This window comes from Alicyclobacillus sp. TC (assembly GCF_016804365.1).
In the GTDB taxonomy this organism is placed as follows: Bacteria; Bacillota; Bacilli; order Alicyclobacillales; family Alicyclobacillaceae; genus Alicyclobacillus_I; species Alicyclobacillus_I tolerans.
This window is the reverse complement of sequence record NZ_CP044434.1, coordinates 1,663,675-1,681,913: the sequence shown is the minus strand read 5'-3', so window position 1 is coordinate 1,681,913 and position 18,239 is coordinate 1,663,675. Positions and strand designations below refer to the sequence as shown.

The 18,239-nt window shown below is 46.2% G+C and carries 15 protein-coding genes, 1 tRNA gene and 1 pseudogene; all 17 read left to right on the top strand.

The genetic code is table 11. The features are described 5' to 3' along the window. The first annotated feature begins 100 nt into the window (after positions 1–100). A complete protein-coding gene (locus FY534_RS08345; RefSeq protein ID WP_072875204.1) occupies positions 101–877 on the top strand; it encodes a TIGR00282 family metallophosphoesterase in 777 nt (258 codons plus the stop codon). A gap of 117 nt (positions 878–994) precedes the next feature. Then, positions 995–1,255, top strand: a complete 261-nt coding sequence (locus FY534_RS08340) for a stage V sporulation protein S (RefSeq protein ID WP_072875205.1) — start codon at positions 995–997, stop codon at positions 1,253–1,255. A gap of 45 nt (positions 1,256–1,300) precedes the next feature. Beyond that, complete coding sequence (locus FY534_RS08335; RefSeq protein ID WP_203114288.1) at positions 1,301–2,257, top strand: dipeptidase; 957 nt, start codon at positions 1,301–1,303, stop codon at positions 2,255–2,257. Between the two features lie 233 nt (positions 2,258–2,490). Continuing rightward, entirely contained in the window at positions 2,491–3,030 is a 540-nt protein-coding gene (gene cotE, locus FY534_RS08330) for an outer spore coat protein CotE (protein ID WP_072875207.1), read from the top strand. Between the two features lie 66 nt (positions 3,031–3,096). Continuing rightward, positions 3,097–4,263 carry a YheC/YheD family protein gene (locus FY534_RS08325; protein ID WP_203114287.1) on the top strand — a complete coding sequence of 389 codons (1,167 nt, stop codon included), beginning with the start codon at positions 3,097–3,099 and terminating at the stop codon, positions 4,261–4,263. 27 nt (positions 4,264–4,290) lie between these two features. Beyond that, complete coding sequence (locus FY534_RS08320; protein ID WP_203114286.1) at positions 4,291–5,436, top strand: YheC/YheD family endospore coat-associated protein; 1,146 nt, start codon at positions 4,291–4,293, stop codon at positions 5,434–5,436. Further along, positions 5,436–6,908, top strand: coding sequence for a putative amidoligase domain-containing protein (locus FY534_RS08315; protein ID WP_203114285.1), 1,473 nt, complete (start codon positions 5,436–5,438; stop codon positions 6,906–6,908). The genes FY534_RS08320 and FY534_RS08315 overlap by 1 nt, the downstream gene beginning before the upstream one ends. 19 nt (positions 6,909–6,927) lie before the next feature. Continuing rightward, positions 6,928–8,217: a YheC/YheD family endospore coat-associated protein gene (locus FY534_RS08310; protein WP_203114284.1), complete on the top strand. Its 1,290-nt coding sequence runs from the start codon at positions 6,928–6,930 to the stop codon at positions 8,215–8,217. A 55-nt stretch (positions 8,218–8,272) separates the two neighbouring features. Beyond that, positions 8,273–9,169 carry a PhzF family phenazine biosynthesis protein gene (locus FY534_RS08305; RefSeq protein ID WP_203114283.1) on the top strand — a complete coding sequence of 299 codons (897 nt, stop codon included), beginning with the start codon at positions 8,273–8,275 and terminating at the stop codon, positions 9,167–9,169. Between the two features lie 99 nt (positions 9,170–9,268). Beyond that, positions 9,269–10,777 (top strand): tRNA (N6-isopentenyl adenosine(37)-C2)-methylthiotransferase MiaB, encoded by a 1,509-nt coding sequence (gene miaB, locus FY534_RS08300; RefSeq protein WP_072875210.1) that lies wholly within the window; start codon positions 9,269–9,271, stop codon positions 10,775–10,777. Then, positions 10,774–11,226, top strand: coding sequence for a YlbF/YmcA family competence regulator (locus FY534_RS08295; RefSeq protein ID WP_072875211.1), 453 nt, complete (start codon positions 10,774–10,776; stop codon positions 11,224–11,226). Before miaB ends, FY534_RS08295 begins: the two co-directional genes overlap by 4 nt. Positions 11,227–11,406: 180 nt before the next feature. Then, positions 11,407–14,028 (top strand): DNA mismatch repair protein MutS, encoded by a 2,622-nt coding sequence (mutS, locus tag FY534_RS08290; RefSeq protein ID WP_072875226.1) that lies wholly within the window; start codon positions 11,407–11,409, stop codon positions 14,026–14,028. After that, complete coding sequence (gene mutL, locus FY534_RS08285) at positions 14,007–15,905, top strand: DNA mismatch repair endonuclease MutL (protein ID WP_203114282.1); 1,899 nt, start codon at positions 14,007–14,009, stop codon at positions 15,903–15,905. The genes mutS and mutL overlap by 22 nt, the downstream gene beginning before the upstream one ends. Further along, on the top strand, positions 15,898–16,722 hold the full coding sequence (locus FY534_RS08280; RefSeq protein WP_203114281.1) for a class I SAM-dependent methyltransferase: 825 nt from the start codon (positions 15,898–15,900) through the stop codon (positions 16,720–16,722). The genes mutL and FY534_RS08280 overlap by 8 nt, the downstream gene beginning before the upstream one ends. Beyond that, positions 16,679–17,685 (top strand): annotated as a pseudogene (miaA, locus tag FY534_RS08275) (tRNA (adenosine(37)-N6)-dimethylallyltransferase MiaA). Before FY534_RS08280 ends, miaA begins: the two are co-directional and overlap by 44 nt. Positions 17,686–17,761: 76 nt before the next feature. Further along, a complete protein-coding gene (gene hfq / locus FY534_RS08270) occupies positions 17,762–18,016 on the top strand; it encodes an RNA chaperone Hfq (protein WP_238413462.1) in 255 nt (84 codons plus the stop codon). 143 nt (positions 18,017–18,159) lie between these two features. After that, positions 18,160–18,235 (top strand) — tRNA-Thr (locus tag FY534_RS08265). Positions 18,236–18,239: the final 4 nt, after the last annotated feature.

Genomic DNA, 18,239 nt, shown 5'->3' with positions numbered 1-18,239 from the left:
TATTTTTTTCCTAACTCTATGGCAAAGATGTGTCAAATTCTGTACTCCACTACTAACCTTTGAACGAGCAAAATCACGCCTATTGGCGAGGAGTGATCAGGTGAAGATATGGTTTATTGGTGATATTGTTGGACAGCCAGGTAGGGAGTACGCAGGCGAAATTATTCGCAAGTACGCTCCTCTCTATCAGCCTGATTTAATCGTGGCCAATGGAGAGAATGCCTCGCACGGTAGAGGTATTACCAGTAAGTCGGCTGAAGAGTTGTACGATGCGGGTGTGGAATTAATTACACTCGGCAATCACACTTGGGATCAAAAAGATTTACTAAATTTTATTGATCACGACCAACGCATTGTGCGTCCGGCTAACTATCCTCTTGGGACTCCGGGGCGCGGCTATACCATTTGCAAGGTAGGACAGATTTCTGTACTGCTTATAAACGCTATGGGCAGGGCTTTTATTAGCGAGTTGGATTCGCCATTTCGTGCGATTGATGAAATTTTATTAGAACATCCTTCCATCCATCATGTTCTGGTTGATTTTCATGCTGAAGCGACTTCTGAAAAGTTAGCTATGGGTTGGTATCTGGACGGTCGAGTTTCGGCTGTAGTGGGCACGCATACCCATGTCCCTACCAATGATGCCCGGATTTTACCTCAAGGCACTGCCTATATTACTGATCTCGGCATGACAGGTCCACGTGACGGGATTCTCGGAATGGATCGAACGGGTGTTTTAGAACGAATGTTAACGCATCGCCCAGCACGATTCGAAGTGGCAGCAGGAAGACGTCAATTTTGCTCCGTTTTCATCGAACTCGATGATCATTCAGGAAAAGCATGTTCAATTGAACCATTTTTACAGTACGAGGAATAAATAAGAATGATTATACAAAGCTCACATGTTTTTTCTTTCCAACGCCCAAAAAAGGAATACAGTTCCTTCTGGCGAATATCGATATAATGTCCTATAGGAATTGAAGGAGGACGGATGATGGACGTATTGAAGGTGTCTGCGAAATCAAATCCAAACGCGGTGGCTGGCGCCTTGGCAGGCGTGTTGCGGGAACATGGAGCAGCAGAAATCCAGGCGATTGGAGCAGGAGCGCTCAATCAGGCAGTAAAGGCGGTTGCCATTGCCCGTGGATTTGTGGCGCCAAGTGGCGTTGATCTCATCTGTATACCTGCTTTTGCTGACATTACAATTGATGGAGAAGATCGAACAGCTATGCGCCTGTTGGTAGAACCGCGTTAAAGAATCGCCTCATAAGTTTTGCAGGTGAAAAGGGGAGACGACTGGGTGAGAATTGCAGATGCGCATGCGGATGTACTCTATCAACTACGCAATGCCTCATCAACTTATGCAGAGGCTTCCTTTTTGCAAGCTGGATATCAAGACTCTTTAAAAGCGGGAGTATCTCTGCAAGTCTTTGCGCTTTTTGCCAATCCTCAGTTATCCCCAGGAGAGCAATTGCGTCAGGTTTTAGAGGATATTGGTAGATATCAGCGCACGATGATCAACACGGGTTATGTACAACCCATCTTTTATCGAGAAGATCTATTTTCTTCCGTGCAACCCGTTTATTCTGGCATTCTATCTCTAGAAGGTGCGGCTTGTCTGTATGATTCACCAGAGATTCTGCAAGCGCTTTTTTCGCTCGGTGTAAGAGGTGTGGGTCTAACTTGGAATGGAGCCAATTCTCTGGCAGACGGTTGTCGGGAAGAGCGTAATGCTGGGTTGACGCGAGCTGGCAAACAGATAGTAAGTATGATGGAAGAATTGCAAATGTGGATCGATATTGCTCATCTGGCGGATGCCGGTGTATTTGACGTTTTTTCTATAACGAATGGCATCGTTATGGCTTCACATGCTAATTTGCGTAAAATTCATGAACATCCTCGCAATCTCACAGATAATACTGTGAGAGAAATTGTACGTCGAGATGGATGGCTTGGCCTTACTTTTGAGGCTTCATTTGTCGCAAAAAGTGAAGCCGGGCTGGAAGATTTCATGCGTCATGTCGATCACGCTTTATCACTGGGTTGCGAGCGACATCTTGGCTTTGGTTCAGACTTTGACGGTACCAGTCATGCATTGCAAGGATTGGCAACCGTTTCTGATTATCCGAAATTAGCAGAACGTTTGGACAAAGAATATGGTCGTGAATTGGCTGAAAAAATTCTCTACGGTAACTTTTTGGATTTCCTCTCTCGTCAACTTCCCAGCCGCAAAACTGAATTTGCCTCCATCCACTAAACGGTGGAGGCGCATCCTCAAACTTCAGAGTATGGTCATTGTCCCATACCCATGCTTAGGCGTACGCCTATTTTTTTTTTGATCTTTTGAATTGATAGCAGGTCTGGGCGTTCGTGCATAGGATGCTCTGTGGTCGCGCTTGGGCAACGGTCTATAAAACCAAGAAGCGCCAGAATAAGAACGTCCTCTGCCCACATGACCAGGGGTATCAGAGGATCAGAGGAGGTTACCGCATGGTGCTCTCAAGAGATGACCTCAGCTATCGGGAGATCGTGGCAAGTGCGGTCTGTGGCCGAGGCAGTAAGTATTCACAAACTACTTACACACTGCATCCGGCCAATCGTCCAACTACGATTGGTGGCTGCTGGGTCATGAACCATACGTATGATGCCATGTTAGTTGGCGACTATGTCGAAGTCCATGGACGGTTTGATGTAAACGTTTGGTACTCTTACAACAATAACTCTGAGACTGCAGTAGCCAAAGACACTGTCTCCTATGTTGAGCAGATTGCTTTGCGCGATCTCGATGCTGACTGTGTGAAAGACACACGCGAGGTAGAAGTGCGGGTCTTGCAGAGTCCCAACTGTTTGGATGCAACTGTAACTGGAAATGGTTCTGAAATCTTGGTCAGAGTTGAGAAAGAACTGGGTGTCGAAGTTGTTGGCAAAACCAAACTGGCGGTAGTCACTTACAACGTACCCTCCAAGAAGGATGACGAGTTTTATAGTGACAGTAACAGCATACTCGAAGAGGTTGAGATTGAAGACTGAAAGGGTTTCGACCAGGGGTGGGCATAGCCCTCCCTTTTTTTTGAAAACCAATCGGAGGGCCGAGGTATGAAAGCCAAAATGACATCTTGGTCAACAGGCAATGCCACACTTGGCGTTTATCTAGAGAAGACAGGCAACAGCAAGCGTCCATTTGGAGAACAGACGCAACTGGTCTTGGATTTAATTGAGATCGGCCGAGAACGAGATGTGGAGGTCTACATCTTATATCCAGGTTGCGTGACAGCACAAACAGCACTTTACTGTGAACGGTTACGACCTGCTCTTTTTAAAGAAGTTGCGATGCCCAATTTTTCAGTCGTATTGCGCCGTTCAGGTTTTTTTCATCGCTCAAGGTTTGTTTTGGCTAAGCGGGAATTGCAAAAACTGCGTGAAGATCAATGTTTGCATACCCTGCTAGTGGAAGAAAGCGATAAATGGACACTTGTTCATCTGCTTCAGCAAGACAAACAGACGGCACAGTTACTTCCGGAAACAGAATGTGTTTCCTCAGCACGTGAAGCATGGGCTGCGTTGACTCATTTTTCTAAAGCTTACTTGAAACCAAGACGAAGCGCTCAAGGACTTGGAGTCTTTCGCTGTCAGTGGAAGAACCGTCAACTCTTTTTGACATGGGACGAGCGTACTTCGACACCTTCCTTGCGTCAAGTTAGTTTCCCAGGCCATCAAGACTTAGCATATGGAAAATGGCTAAAATTTTGGAGCACTTATAAATTCCAGGATGCGCTTGTGCAAGAGGCAATACCTCTTCTTGAATGGCGAGGTGGACCGGTCGATTTTCGCTGGTTAATGATTCAATCCAGTGCAGGACCACAGGTGGTTGCGCGTGTCGCCAGACGGGGCGAGGGTGGGCAAGTAACCACCAATTTGCATTCAGGTGCACGAGCTTTTCCAGCAGAACAAGTAATCAGAGAATCCTTTACAAAATCAGAGCGAGTGTTGGAAGAAATAGATAAAGCTGCGTTATTGGTTTTTGAAATGTTTCAGAAACAATCAGGTCCCTTTGCGGAACTGGGTGTTGATTTTGCGCTTTCGAATCATGGAAAACTGTATGTTTTGGAAGTCAATCCGACGCCTGGGCGGAGAATGTTACGCGCACTCGATAAACATACGCGGCAATTATCACTAGTCAAGCTGATTGAATATGTTAAAGAGGTGAATGACGAAACGGGTGGCCTCCATCAGTCCGCCTCTACTCAAACCAATTCCAAATAGCAACATGATGACGTGGAGGAGTACCAAATGAATCAACAGTCATCTGTGTCTATAGGGATTCTCTGTAATCCCTTGTGGCAATCGCAACAGAAAACATTGCGAGATAACTCCGAAATGGCCAATTGGAAAAAGATTCTGGAGACGGCTTCGTCGCTTGGTGTTAAGGCGTATATTTTTGGATTGAATGATTTGCAGTTTGAAAAGAACATGCTTCGTGCCTACAGTTGGGATGGAATTCGTTTTACGGAAGAACAAATTCCTATGCCTCATGTGATTTACGATCAATTAGCATCTCGAAAATTGGAGCGGAGTCAGCGGTTGCGCGATCGCCGCAAACGTCTGTCTGAGATGTATGGGTTACGAATTTTTAACGATGGCTTTTTTGATAAATGGCAAGTTTATGAATGGCTTTCTGAGAATCAAGCAATACGTTCAGCGCTTCCTGCAACAATTCTTCATCGTCAACGAGATCGGACAAAGCAATTTATGGAACGCCACGGGTCTGTCTATATCAAACCCATTCACGGCAGTCTGGGGATTGGTATTATACGGCTCTTACAAACAGCAGATGGTACAGTGCAATACCAATGGAAATCAGGAAGAAAAAAAGTGGTTCAGGGACAAATGGCTTCTTTTGACAAATGGCTCGAACAATTTGGCAAACGTTTGCGGCAACGGCCTTATATCTGCCAAGAGTCCATTCGTTTGGCTACATATGAAGGTAGGCCATTCGATATTCGCATCCTGATGCAGAGGGATGGCAGTGGGCAATGGAAGCGAACCAAAGCGTTTGCCCGTGTTGCTCGTATCGGTGATTTTACTTCCAACCTAAGCAGTGGTGGCTTGGCTCTCCCTTTGTCGCAAGTTCTTTCGCAGATATGGAAGGAACATCGGCAGTATAACCAGGTCCGTCAGCGTATCAACGATTTGGCGCGCAAAGTGGTTCAGCAGCTGCAGGAAGAGTGCGAACATACTCTGGGGGAATTGGGTGTAGATGTAGGGGTGACTCCAAGTGGCCAGGTTTATGTTATAGAAGTCAATTCCAAACCGCACAAAACACCCACTACGCAAGCAGGGAGACAAGATTTAGTGGATTTATCGTTTCGCCGTCCCATTGAATTTGCTGTTTATCTGGCGCAAACACACCTGGGCTCGAAAGCGGGGGAGTCTTGATGCTCTATATCTTTGCTAAACCAACGCAGGGCATTCGCCGATTGCTCGAACGAACACGCGCGCAGCTTTATGGCAAAGAGACGGTTCTTCGTGCCGATGATATAGTGTTGCGCTTTGGACAGAGTAAATTGGCCGATCCGACTGAAGGGCTGATTCTCAATCGGCAAAGTGCGTTGCAGCTATCTCGCAGCAAATCACAGATGGCTAAATTTTTGCGTCAGGTTGGTGTGCGTTTTGTTTTACCATCGCAAAACCAGCCTTCTGCTAACCGCTTTGTACGCCAATTTCGCATTCCGGTTTTTAATCATCAGCCTCTTGCTTGTTTTCGTACGGATGGTAAAGAACCATGGACAAACGGCAGGATTCAAGGTATGCCGCAGCACGAAGAAGAAGTTGCACTGGATAGTGATCGCCTCATTACGCGTGCAGGATGGTTGGCTGTTCGCGCCGTCCATGCTCTGGGGCTTGATGCGGCCTATGTATCACTGGGTTTGGGTCCCAAGGGTGTTCTGCACGTCATTGATGTGACGAGCAATCCACAACTGGAAGGTCGTCTTCTCGAGATTTACTCAGAGGCTATCCAAACATACATGGAACAACAGATAACACTCAGTCGATTCAATTACAATCAGTTGAAATTAGGCACCGATGTCGAGTTAATGTTAGAAAACGCTGAAGGCAAAATGGTGCTTGCCAGTCGCTATTTTACGCGAAAGGGACGGGTTGGCTGTGATGATCGGAGTGTACAACAAGACGGCCGCCGCTTACCGCTTTTGGAATTAAGGCCTGATCCCGATCAAAGTCCTATGGGACTGTATGTCAATTTACGGACCACCATGTTAGAAGCGGCGCGTCGCATCAATCGTCAGGATGTCGCATGGAGAGGAGGTAGTATGCCTTTTGCAGGATATTCGACGGGAGGTCATATCCATTTTTCAGGTTTCCCCTTTTCCTCAAGGTTAGTTCGCGCTCTCGATGCTTATTTAGGATTGCCGTTGATGGCGGTGGAAAATCCTACACGCGCTTTAGGCCGTCGACCCCGTTATGGATTTCTTGGCGATGTGCGCCATAAATCTTATGGCGGTTTTGAATATCGTACGCCCGCTTCTTTTATTGTCGATCCAAAAGTGACTTTGGCTGCTTTTGCGCTGGCTCACTTAATTGCCGTTCATTACATCGAACTTCCGGAAATTTGGTTGTACGATCCGCAAGTACAGTCGCATTTCTATAGCCATGAAATCAATGAACTTCATCCATATTTAGAGCAATGTATGGTCGCTATTCGGCGTTTACCAGCCTATCGACGCTATGAAGAACAAATTGAACCTTTATTTCACATGATTGAACAACAGGAAATCTGGGATGAAACGGTTGATGTTAGAGATGTGTGGGAAATTCCTAAACGTTTTGCCAACACAAGTTCTGTTCCTGCGGTTAAACGTAGGAGGCGTAAACGTGTCCAATCATCTTAAATAGAAGGGAGGGGTTAGGATGGCAAGAGTGCTTTCTGGTGAATATGTGTGGCATCGATTGGGTAGTACGGTTGAAATGGAGATTCAAATTCCTCGATTGCCCAAAATGTATCATGGGAAAATAGTCAAAGTGGGAGACAGACGTATCCCTTTGCGCCCTGTCCAATCACTTACAAATGTGGTCTACCGAGCTCCTGTTTTGCTTGCGGAAAATCGTTCTGAATGGCGAACCAGTCCAATATATGCCATTCTTGCAGGGAATGGAGCAGATGGTTTTGCAGGCATTCGCACAGATTTTCGTGATTTGATCCGAGCTGCAAGAGCGCGCAAAGAATTGATGTACGTGCTTCCTGTTGGCGATGTACCCCTACAGGAAGGGGGCTCTTGGCATGGTTATGTTCGACTCGGGTATATGAAATGGGTTAGACTGCCCATGCCAGCTCCACTGGCCATATACAATCGTATTCCAACTCGTCGTCATGAACAGGAGCTATCTGCGCTTGCAGCTCGCAGGGCGATTGAACAACGTGCGATACCGATGTTTAATCCCCGCTACTTTAATAAGAGAGAGATTCATGCCATTCTTCAAAAGGCAGGTCTAGCTCATCTATTGCCACATACGGCATTGCATTTGACGAAAAGTGACTTTACCAGCATGTTGCAGGAATATGGCTCTTTATATGTAAAGCCATCAGGCGGCAGTGTTGGTCATGGAATTATACGTGTCGATCGACAAAACACAGGTTGGCTTGTGACGGTCCTTAAGAATAATCGAAGCGAATCTGCGACAGCACGGCATCTTGAAGACGCTTGGCGGCTTGTGCAGAGAATGAGGTTACCTGTTTCTTATATCATCCAGGAGTCTATTCCACGGATTGATTGGCAGGGCCGCCCATGTGATTTTCGAATTCTGTTGCAAAAAAGATTGGGTTTATGGCATGTTGTTGGAAAAGGTGTACGAGTCAGCGGCCAGGGAGCTATTACGACTCATGTGCCGAATGGCGGTTCCATCGCTTCAGCTCGTGATGTCTTGCGTGCCCATTTTGGTTCCCATTGGAAAGAGATTGAAGAACGAATGGATAAAAGTGTTGAACGTACCGCTAAAGCGATAGATAGTTTTTTCGATCACGCTTGTGGGGAAATGTCCATGGATGTCGGAGTGACATCATCGGGATCGAGCTGGATATTTGAAGCGAATGCTAAACCGATGAAGTTTGACGAACCGGATATTCGCACTCGTTCTTTGGAAGGCGTGTTAGAATATTTACGAGAACTGTCTAAGGTGGATGAAATGTCTGATAGAAAATGAATGTCTGACAGACATACATGGGCATATACAACGTTTAACGAGCGGGGGATATCATTTGGAAATTTGGCTTGTGGATGCGTTCACTCGCCAGCCTTTTTCCGGTAATCCGGCTGGTGTAGTTCCTTTGGCTAATGGTCTGACAGAAGAAGATATGCAAAAGATTGCTCGAGAAATCAACGCCTCCGAGACGGTTTTTATCACGACTGCGTCAAATTCACAAGCAGATTTGCGTCTGCGATATTTTACGCCCACGCAGGAAGTCGATTTGTGTGGTCATGCAACGATTGGCAGCATGGTGGCTCTTGCAGAGCAAGGGAGATTGTCTGAGGATATCCTGCGCGAAGGAAGATGTAAAATTGAGACGCAAGTAGGTGTGTTGTCAGTCTCTTTATACAATGAAGACGGTCGATATCGTGCGGAAATGGCACAGTTGTCACCGCAGATAAAAGCTGTGGATGACAGTTTGCGCGATGAACTAGCTCAGGCTTTGGGTCTGTCAGTGGACAAGCTTTCTACGGAATGGCCGCTTGCTATGTGTTCCACTGGACTATGGGATTTATTTGTACCAGTGAGCAATTTGGGTGATATGGCACATATGCAGCCCAATTTGCATCAAATTGCTCAAATATGCCGTGCGTTAAGAGTGGCTTCGCTGCACGTTTATTGCAGCAAGACCATTGAGGACAAGCACCATTTTCACTGTCGAGACTTCTCACCTGCTGTAGGGGTTCCTGAAGATCCCGCTACTGGCACTGCATCTGGGGCTCTACTTGGATTGCTGGTCAGTGAGGGACGAGCAGATATAGGCAAAACGTATTGGTTGGAACAAGGATACGAAATCGGTCGTCCTAGTCAAATTGCCACTCAATCTTTTTATGAAGGAAGCGTCTTGCAAATTTGCGTGTCAGGCTATGCAAATATTACTATACAGGGAAATCTCTCATTGGTTTGAATCCCGTATGTGTTCTCAGTGAGTTGTGGTATGATTACGCCGTATAGCGCAATCCAAAAGACAAGAGTTTGGCAATAAAAGAGGCAAGGGGGGATTGAATTGGAAAATCTAATTCACCAGTTGCGCGAAGGGCGATTAAAGAAACACGCCATGGAAGAGGGGCGCGGTCTCGTTTTTGGGACGCATCGCAGTCCTGCTGCAGAACGCGCACCTTTTGATATAGCAAAATTAACCGAGCAATATCAAGTGGGTCAAAAGGTTTCTGGACAACCCTATCGATACTTGATTCGTACGTACGGTTGTCAGATGAATGAACATGATACAGAAGTCATGGCTGGAATGCTTCAGACCATGGGTTATGAACCAGCTTCAGATGTTGAATCGGCAGACTTTATCTTATTCAACACATGCGCTGTACGTGAGAATGCAGAAGACAAAGTTTTTGGCGAGATTGGCCGTTTGCGCCCACTTAAACAGCGCAATCCTGAGTTGGTTTTGGGTTTGTGCGGCTGCATGGCACAAGAAAAGGGAGTTCAAAAACTCGTTCAAGACAAATTTCCTTGGGTCGATCTCGTTTTTGGAACGCACAATCTTCATCGTTTACCACAATTGTTAACTGAGGCTAGACAATCGCAGGAAACTGTATTGGAAGTTTGGGACTATGCTCCGCAAACTATGGAAAACTTACCTAAAGTGCGCGCGCAGGGAACTCGTGCTTGGGTGAATATTCAATATGGATGTAATAAGTTTTGTACGTATTGTATTGTTCCATATACTCGAGGAGCTGAACGGAGCCGTTTGCCAGAGGATATTCTGGATGAGATTCGCAATTTAATTGCCGATGGGTACAGAGATATTACATTACTGGGTCAAAACGTAAACGACTATGGTGTTGATTTGGGGAATATGACGTTTGCCCAGCTATTGCGACAAGTCAATAGCTTGGAGGGGATTGACCGCATTCGCTTTACAACATCGAATCCGTGGAATTTTACTCAAGAATTAATCGATGCCATTGCAGAATCTGAGCATGTGGTTGAGCATATTCATTTGCCTGTACAGTCTGGTAACAATCGCATTCTTAAACGCATGAACCGTTCGCATACGAGAGAAGCTTACTTGCACTTGGTACAGCGCATTCGCGATAAGATTCCTGGTGTGTCTTTGACCACGGATATCATTGTGGGATTTCCGGGTGAGACGGAAGAAGAATTTCAAGATACATTGAAGCTGGTTGAGGAAGTGCGATTTGATAACGCTTTTACGTTTATTTATTCAGCACGTGAAAATACTCCGGCAGCCACCTTTGAAGATACGGTGACACTGGCGGAGAAAAAAGCGCGCTTGAAGCGATTGAACGATATGCAATACAGCATTAGTCGTGAAAAACAAGAGCAATATGTAGGACAAGAACTGGATGTGTTGGTCGAAGGACCAAGCAAGACCAATCCAGATGTATTAGCAGGGAGAACGCGCAAAAACCAGCTCGTTCTGTTTGCTGGCACGTCTGCATTAGTCGGGCAACATGTCAAGGTGCGTGTTACTGAGCCACAAACCTGGTTGCTAAAAGGAGAAATTGTCAGCCATAGGGGAGAGGAAAGCGCATGAATGTTAATCTTCTTGAATCTCCACCCACTCCACTCTGGCAATCAAAAGCGGATGCTATTGTGCGGCTCATTTTTACGTCGGATGTAGCAGAACGTTTTTGGGAAGCACGAGAAAAAATGTCACGTCATGAGCGCGCGCAGGAATTATTTGAGGAATTGAAGAAACAGACCAACCAATTATTGGTGCTCGAAAGCCACTATGGTGAGGTACATGAACGCACTTCCATCGCGCGCACAAGAATGCAAGAAATCGAAGCAGAACTGGCGGGAATACCTGTTGCTTATCAATATCGTGAAGCCCATGATGAACTAAACAATCTTCTTCAGGAAGTGATGACTCGTCTTTTGCAGCGTCTTGGAGCAGTTTTGCCAGTTGAACCAGGTCCTCGCCAAGGATGCGGACAAGGTCCGGATGGACAGGGATGTTCATGTGGCGGACATCACGGATGAACGCCGAATTGACATGTCATTTCTCGGATTGTGAAGTTGAGCCTCCAATGATGCCAGTAACCGTCTTCCTTGGGCAGACGGTTTTTTGTCGTAAGAACATATTCGATTTGTTTGTGTTGAAAGCTACCATCTCTATATGAAGATCCCATACAGGGGTAGGTGAATCTAAAATTGACACCAATGATGAAGCAGTATTTGGAAATTAAGCAACAAGTTTCAGATGCGCTGTTGATGTTTCGCTTAGGCGATTTTTATGAATTGTTTTTTGAAGATGCCAAGACAGCCAGTCGAGTTTTAGATATTACTTTAACTGGGAGAGATGGCGGAGAGCAAGAACGTATCCCGATGTGTGGTGTTCCCTATCATGCGGTCGATCAGTATTTAGCCAAATTGGTACAGGAAGGGTATAAAGTAGCCATTTGCGAGCAAATGGAAGATCCTAAATCTGTAAAGGGTATTGTCAAACGTGAAATTGTGCGCGTGATTACACCAGGCACTGCCATACTAGATGATGATGGCGAACAGCGCTTGCTTGCCGTTTGTATCCATGCCACTGACGCGATAGAACAAGAAGCATCTCTCTATGCGGTTGCGTTGATGGACATGCTTGCCGGCGATTTATGGATGGGAGAGACGGGTGACGAGGATGAGGTGTTCAACTGGCTGAGTTTGCACCGGCCTGTCGAACTTTTATTGGCTGAATCCTCCACAAGTTCTCCTTTTTGGGAAGAGAAATTAGAAAAACTTGGCCCCCTGCCAGTGACGTTTCTTTCTCTTCGCAAACAATCGGTTCAAGATTGGCGTCATTCACTGAGTCAGATGTCTGCTTTTGAAACGTTTCCTGCTCAACTTGAGTCTCTGACGGTTGGATGGGCAGCACTCTCGCTTTTGCTGCAATACGTACAAGAAACTCAGCGGCAAACTACCTTGCATATAAAGCAACCTATTCTGCTTGGACAGGAAGAAATTTTAAAAATGAATCCTGCAGCTGTCACACATTTGGAGTTGTTTCAGACAGAACGCACGAAAGAAAAGAAAGGTTCGCTCTATCATCATTTGAACCGTACGCAAACAGCGATGGGTGCGCGTCTTTTGCGTCGCTGGATGGAACGTCCGCTGGCCAGACGTGAACCGATCCTAGAACGTCAGGAAGCGATTTCTATCTTCTTGTCAGATGTGATTGCTCGCAGTGCCCTGCAGCAAACTTTGTCAAATGTCTCTGATATGGAGCGATTGCTTGGCAGGATTATGTTTCAAAAAGCGACTCCGCGCGATGTGCTTAAGCTTGGCCTAGCTTTGCAGAAGGTTCCTGCTATACGAGAAATTGCCAATCTTCCCGTGCAGAGATTACAACAACTGCTCCATCAGTTACCTGATGTGACTCATCTCTCTTCGTTGATTGTTCATCAAATGGTTGAAACTCCTCCCGTTCAATTGGATGCTGGTCCAATTTTTCGTGAAGGAGTAGATGCCAAGCTGGACGAGTATCGCGATCTATCACGTAACGGCAAGCAATGGTTGGCTCAATTTGAGCAGAGAGAGCGGGAAAGAACAGGTATTCGGACGTTGAAGGTAGGCTATAATCGAGTATTTGGATATTTTATCGAGGTTTCGAAGACACAGGTGAATCAAATACCTCCAGAATATGAACGTCGGCAAACACTTGCCGCTGCCGAGCGATACACAGTGGCAGAACTTAAAGAACGCGAAAGTGCCATCCTTCAAGCGGCTGAGGAGGCTGCTCATCGAGAAGCGGAGTTGTTTGCCGATCTTTGTAGGCAATTGGTTGAAAAGAGACACGAGTTACAATTGGTTTCTGAAGTGTTGGCTGAACTTGACGTCTATGCATCTTTGGCTGAAGTTGCAGCTTTATACGGCTATACGTGCCCAGAATGGACACAGGAAGCCTGTTTAGAAATCGTCGCTGGCAGGCATCCAGTCATTGAAGCGATTCCGGATTTACGCTTTATACCCAATGATACAAGATTAAGTTCAGATCATAATTTTATGCTAATTACAGGTCCAAATATGGGCGGTAAAAGTACGTATATGCGTCAGGTGGCTTTACTGGTATTGCTTGCTCATATGGGCTCGTATGTTCCAGCGCAATCGATGCGACTCAGTCAGTTTGACGAAATTTTCACACGAATTGGTGCTGCTGATGATATCCACAGCGGACAGAGCACTTTCATGGTTGAAATGATGGAGTTGGCACATATTCTTCGTCATGCCACAGGGCGCAGTCTGGTTATTTTAGACGAGATCGGACGAGGTACATCGACCCAGGATGGCTTGGCTTTGGCGGCTTCTGTTATGGATTTTCTGCAGGCAACGAATAAACCGCTAACTTTGTTTGCAACGCATTATCATGAGTTGACGCAACATGCACATCAACTGCCTGGCGTGCAGAATGCTTCTGTGGCGGTAGCGGAATCGGGGCATCATATCGAGTTTTTGCACACATTGGTTATGACTGCTGCCGATCGCAGTTATGGCATCCACGTGGCTCGATTAGCGGGTATACCAGATTGGGTGCTCTCCAAAGCGCAGTCTTATCTCTCTAGTTTTGCTAGCGAGGCGACACTTCACTTGGCAGCTTCTGAAGAAAATGTTCCTTTCGGTGTGAAAACTAAAGCTGAAATGCATAGTGAGCCGCAAAATTCGTACTATGCTGCTGAAATTTTGCGTGCTTTGGCTGAATTGGATGTTTTGCAGATTACGCCGTTGCAGGCATTGCAGAAATTGGAAGAGTGGTCTGCTCGTGCAAAGGAGGTGATGTCATGGGTGTCATCCAAGTCATGAGCGACGCTCTGGCCAATCAAATTGCTGCGGGAGAGGTGGTAGAACGGCCAGCTTCTTGTGTAAAAGAATTAATTGAGAACTCCCTTGATGCCAAAGCTAAGCGTATCAAAATAGAGGTCGAAGAAGGCGGTATACGACGCTTGAGCGTCGAAGACGATGGCGTGGGCATGGACGAACAGGATGCAGTGCTGGCGTTTTCGCGACATGCTACCAGTAAAATTATTCATGCTCGGGATTTGACGCGTATTCAAACGCTCGGATTTCGTGGGGAAGCGTTAGCTGCTATTGCTGCAGTGTCTAAAGTCAGTTTGACGACGCGTCAATCCGATCAAACACATGGCATTTTTCTGCGCATTGAAGGGACTTCCATTACCGATGGACCCAAACCAGTAGGAGCGCCGCCAGGCACTCGTATTGTCGTGGAAGATTTGTTTTACAACACGCCTGTCCGACTCAAATATCTGCGCAGTGTTCAAACTGAATTTTCACGCATTGTTGATGTTGTGCAAAGAGCGGCACTTTCTCGACCAGATGTTGCCTTTTTGTTAAGTCACGAGGGACGAGTTGTCTTTCAAAGTAGCGGTCGCGGTGGTCAACGGTCGGTACTCGCTGCACTTTTAGGGCCTGTGGAAGCTACACAATTGTTAGAAGCCAGTCAAAGTTCAGTTACTTGTCAAGTTACCGCCTGGCTCGGTTTGCCTCAGCAAGCAAGAAGTAATCGCAATCACGCGTATCTTTTTCTTAATCATCGCCCAATCCGTAATTTGTCTTTACATCAAGCTGTCGCAGCAGGCTACGGAACACGTTTGATGGTGGGAAAACATCCTATTTACGCTCTTTTTGTCGACATGGATCCTATCTTGGCTGATGTGAATATCCATCCCCACAAAAGTGAAGTGCGCTTAAGCGAAGAACGAGACGTCAGTCAACTGATTACACGTATGGTGGAGAACGCGCTTTCGGACAAGCATTTGGTACCCAAGTGGCCTGTAACTAGTTGTGTTCAAGAAAAAATTTCATCCTATCAGGTACCCTTTTTTGAGCAGAACGAAAAAAACCAAACCACGTTCTCTGAAGCCAAATTATCGGTCAGTGAGCAGTCTGTGGGTCTCCGTGCAGAATCTATGGACATGTCGACAAACTCTAAAAAAAATACACTCTCTCATCCGCTTTCGCAAGCGTACGAATTTTCAGTCCAACCAGAAGCAGTACTGGCATCAGAATCTGTGTTGCCAAGTGAAGTCAAAGACGAAGAAGTACAGGATTCTTCTTTGCGAGAGAGAGTTAAAAATTGGCAATTGCGTCCTATTGGTCAAGCTTTAGGGATGTATGTAATTGCCGAAGATGGAGAAAGTTTGTACATCATCGATCAGCATGCGGCTCACGAACGCATACTTTACGAAAAATTTTTGAAACAAATGCAATTGTCTGCAGACACAATGCCCTTGCTGACTCCTCTTACTTTTACACTGTCAGCTTCGGCTCACGGTATTTGGATGCAGCATCAAGAAGTGTTCGCCTTACTCGGTCTCGATATCGAACCATTTGGTGGTTTGGATGTATGTGTTCGAGGGGTACCGCTCGTCTGGGAGGGGCTTGATGTTCTGCAGCTAACGCAACGGATTTTTGATGATTTGGTAGAGATAGCCAAACAGGCTCCGTCAGGCGCCTTTGTTGAAGAGTTGCGTCTGAAAATCGTTCAAAAAGCTTGCAAAGCCGCGATTAAAGCCAACCATCGGTTATCTGACGAAGAGATATTGGCTTTATGTGAGGAATTGGTAGAATTGGACGATCCTTTTCATTGTCCGCATGGCAGACCTGTTTTATTAGAGTTAAATAGTTACGATTTGGAGAAAGGATTTCGCCGCATTGTCTGAGTTGGAGATTGATGGTTATAAAAAATGGGTGTGTGTCACACCCGTCCGGCAGGAGGAAAACTGCCATGCTATTCAGTACGCGCAGCGATTGGCTAAGTTTTTTGACGCAAAATGGGTAACGCGTGATTCACGAAGCATAGCCAAAATCTTTTCGGATACTGGGGCAGAAGTGATTGTTGTAGCCGCGGATTGGCCCGTTTTTTATCATCGTGATCAAACTGAAAATGGCCTGCAATATCACCCCGGAATGTCGACCCTTAGATTGCAAACACTTCTTCAAGGAGGTACCGACAGGCTTTTGCAGGCTGCACAAATTCGCCCGTCAGATTGGGTTTTAGATGCAACTTGTGGCTTAGCATCCGATGCTGTCGTTTTATCCTATGCAGTTGGTCGTCAGGGAAAAGTCACAGCTCTTGAGAAAAGTCCTGTCATTTATCGAATGCTTCAGCACGCACAGACAGAGGGTCTAGAGCATTTGCCGCAACAAATTTCAACTTGGCTTTCGAGGATTGATTTACTGCATCAAGACGCACTGCAATTTTTGCGCCAGAGTAGTCATCAGCAATATGATGTAATTTATATCGATCCTATGTTCCAGGAACCCATCATGAACTCTCCTGGCATCGCTGCATTGCGCCCATTTGCGTATAAGGAGCCACTTGACGAGATACTCTTTGCTGAAGCTTGCCGGGTGACCAGGCAGCGTGTGGTGATCAAGGCACGTGCTCATGATTCCATTTGGAGGCGATTGCCCATTCAACCGGATAAGTTAAGTGGACGTGTACGTTACGGCATCTGGGAGAGAGAGGGGACGTAAATTGGCCTTTGTCTGTCTAGCAGGTCCTACAGCAGTTGGAAAGAGTTCTGTGGCAATTGAACTTGCCAAGCAGTTGGAAGCGGAGATTTTGTCAGCCGATTCGATGCAAATTTATCGACAAATGGATATTGGTACGGGTAAAGTTACTCCTGAAGAAATGCAGGGAGTCGTTCATTACGGCATCGACTTGGTTGATCCGGACGAATCGTTTAGCGTGGCAGATTTTGTAAACTACGCAAAAAAAACGATAGCCAACATTGCGCAGCGTAGACATTTACCACTTGTTGTTGGGGAACAACCCTCTATTTGCGAGGATTGCTGGATGGACTCTCTTTTCAGACCGTGCCATCCAGTCCTTCCTTGCGTCAGAATTGGGAAGATTACGCTGCCAATCATGGCCGTGAGGCTCTTTATCAGGAATTGTATAAGGTCGATCCGCTCACAGCAGCTCGTCTGCATATCAATGATGTGCGGAGAGTTGTGCGTGCGTTGGAGGTCTATCAATTGACAGGACGGCCCATGTCTCAGTCTTATCAATGGCAGCCGCATCGTGATCGATCAGATGTATTGCTGCTCGTACTTAATGGCGCGCGTGATTGGCTGTACGCTCGAATTGATAAGCGTGTGGACGAGATGATGGCGAGTGGCTGGCTCGATGAAGTGAGGCGTTTGCTGGCGGCAGGTGTGTCGGAAGACGCACAGTCAATGCAAGCGATTGGCTATCGAGAATTGGTACGTACACTGCGTGCTGAAATTTCTTTAGAAGAAGCTGTTGTACTCATTAAGCGAAACACCCGTCGTTTGGCAAAAAGGCAGATCAGTTTTTTGCGTCAAGATCCGCGAGCGATATGGATAGAAATGGATGATTATGCGCAAGATAAAGTTGTAGTACAAGCGCGGAAGAAGATTGAGCAGTTTTTAGCAGGAATTACTCTCCCTCAGAGAGAATATGCTGACGAGTAAACTTTTGCATGCGTGTAGTCGGATACAGTCAAGCGACGCCGCTACACCTGAACGAAATGAACAGGGAGTGAACGGCGTGAGCAAACAGCCGGTAAATATTCAGGATACTTTTTTGAATCAAGTTAGAAAAGAGAAAATACCAGTCATCGTATATTTGGTCAATGGGTTTCAAATTCGTGGAAATGTTAAGGCGTTCGATAATTTTACCATTGTTGTGGAAGCTGACGGGAAACAGCAAATGATATACAAACATGCTGTCTCCACGTTTATTCCGCTTCGTGCCGTGAATCTGATGAACGCGGAAGAGAGTTCTGCAAGCGACGAAAATTAACGCGTTAGAGTAGGCAACCCTGTGTCAAATAATAAGCAATTTTTTGAACATTTTTCATGCGCAATTGAATGCAAAAAAACATGAAAATGTAGTTGACACAGGGTTGGGAACTGTGATAAGTTATGACTTGTCGCTGATGAGGCGCCAGCGTAGCTCAGTAGGTAGAGCAACTGACTTGTAATCAGTAGGTCGCAGGTTCGATTCCTGTCGCTGGCTCCAGTAG

Bases quoted from the DNA above. Each gene is read 5' to 3' on its own strand.
- FY534_RS08340 (WP_072875205.1), top strand. From the start codon at position 995: ATGGACGTATTGAAGGTGTCTGCGAAATCAAATCCAAACGCGGTGGCT.
- cotE (WP_072875207.1), top strand. From the start codon at position 2,491: ATGGTGCTCTCAAGAGATGACCTCAGCTATCGGGAGATCGTGGCAAGT.
- FY534_RS08325 (WP_203114287.1), top strand. From the start codon at position 3,097: ATGAAAGCCAAAATGACATCTTGGTCAACAGGCAATGCCACACTTGGC.
- FY534_RS08320 (WP_203114286.1), top strand. From the start codon at position 4,291: ATGAATCAACAGTCATCTGTGTCTATAGGGATTCTCTGTAATCCCTTG.
- FY534_RS08315 (WP_203114285.1), top strand. From the start codon at position 5,436: ATGCTCTATATCTTTGCTAAACCAACGCAGGGCATTCGCCGATTGCTC.
- FY534_RS08310 (WP_203114284.1), top strand. From the start codon at position 6,928: ATGGCAAGAGTGCTTTCTGGTGAATATGTGTGGCATCGATTGGGTAGT.
- FY534_RS08295 (WP_072875211.1), top strand. From the start codon at position 10,774: ATGAATGTTAATCTTCTTGAATCTCCACCCACTCCACTCTGGCAATCA.
- mutS (WP_072875226.1), top strand. From the start codon at position 11,407: ATGATGAAGCAGTATTTGGAAATTAAGCAACAAGTTTCAGATGCGCTG.
- mutL (WP_203114282.1), top strand. From the start codon at position 14,007: ATGGGTGTCATCCAAGTCATGAGCGACGCTCTGGCCAATCAAATTGCT.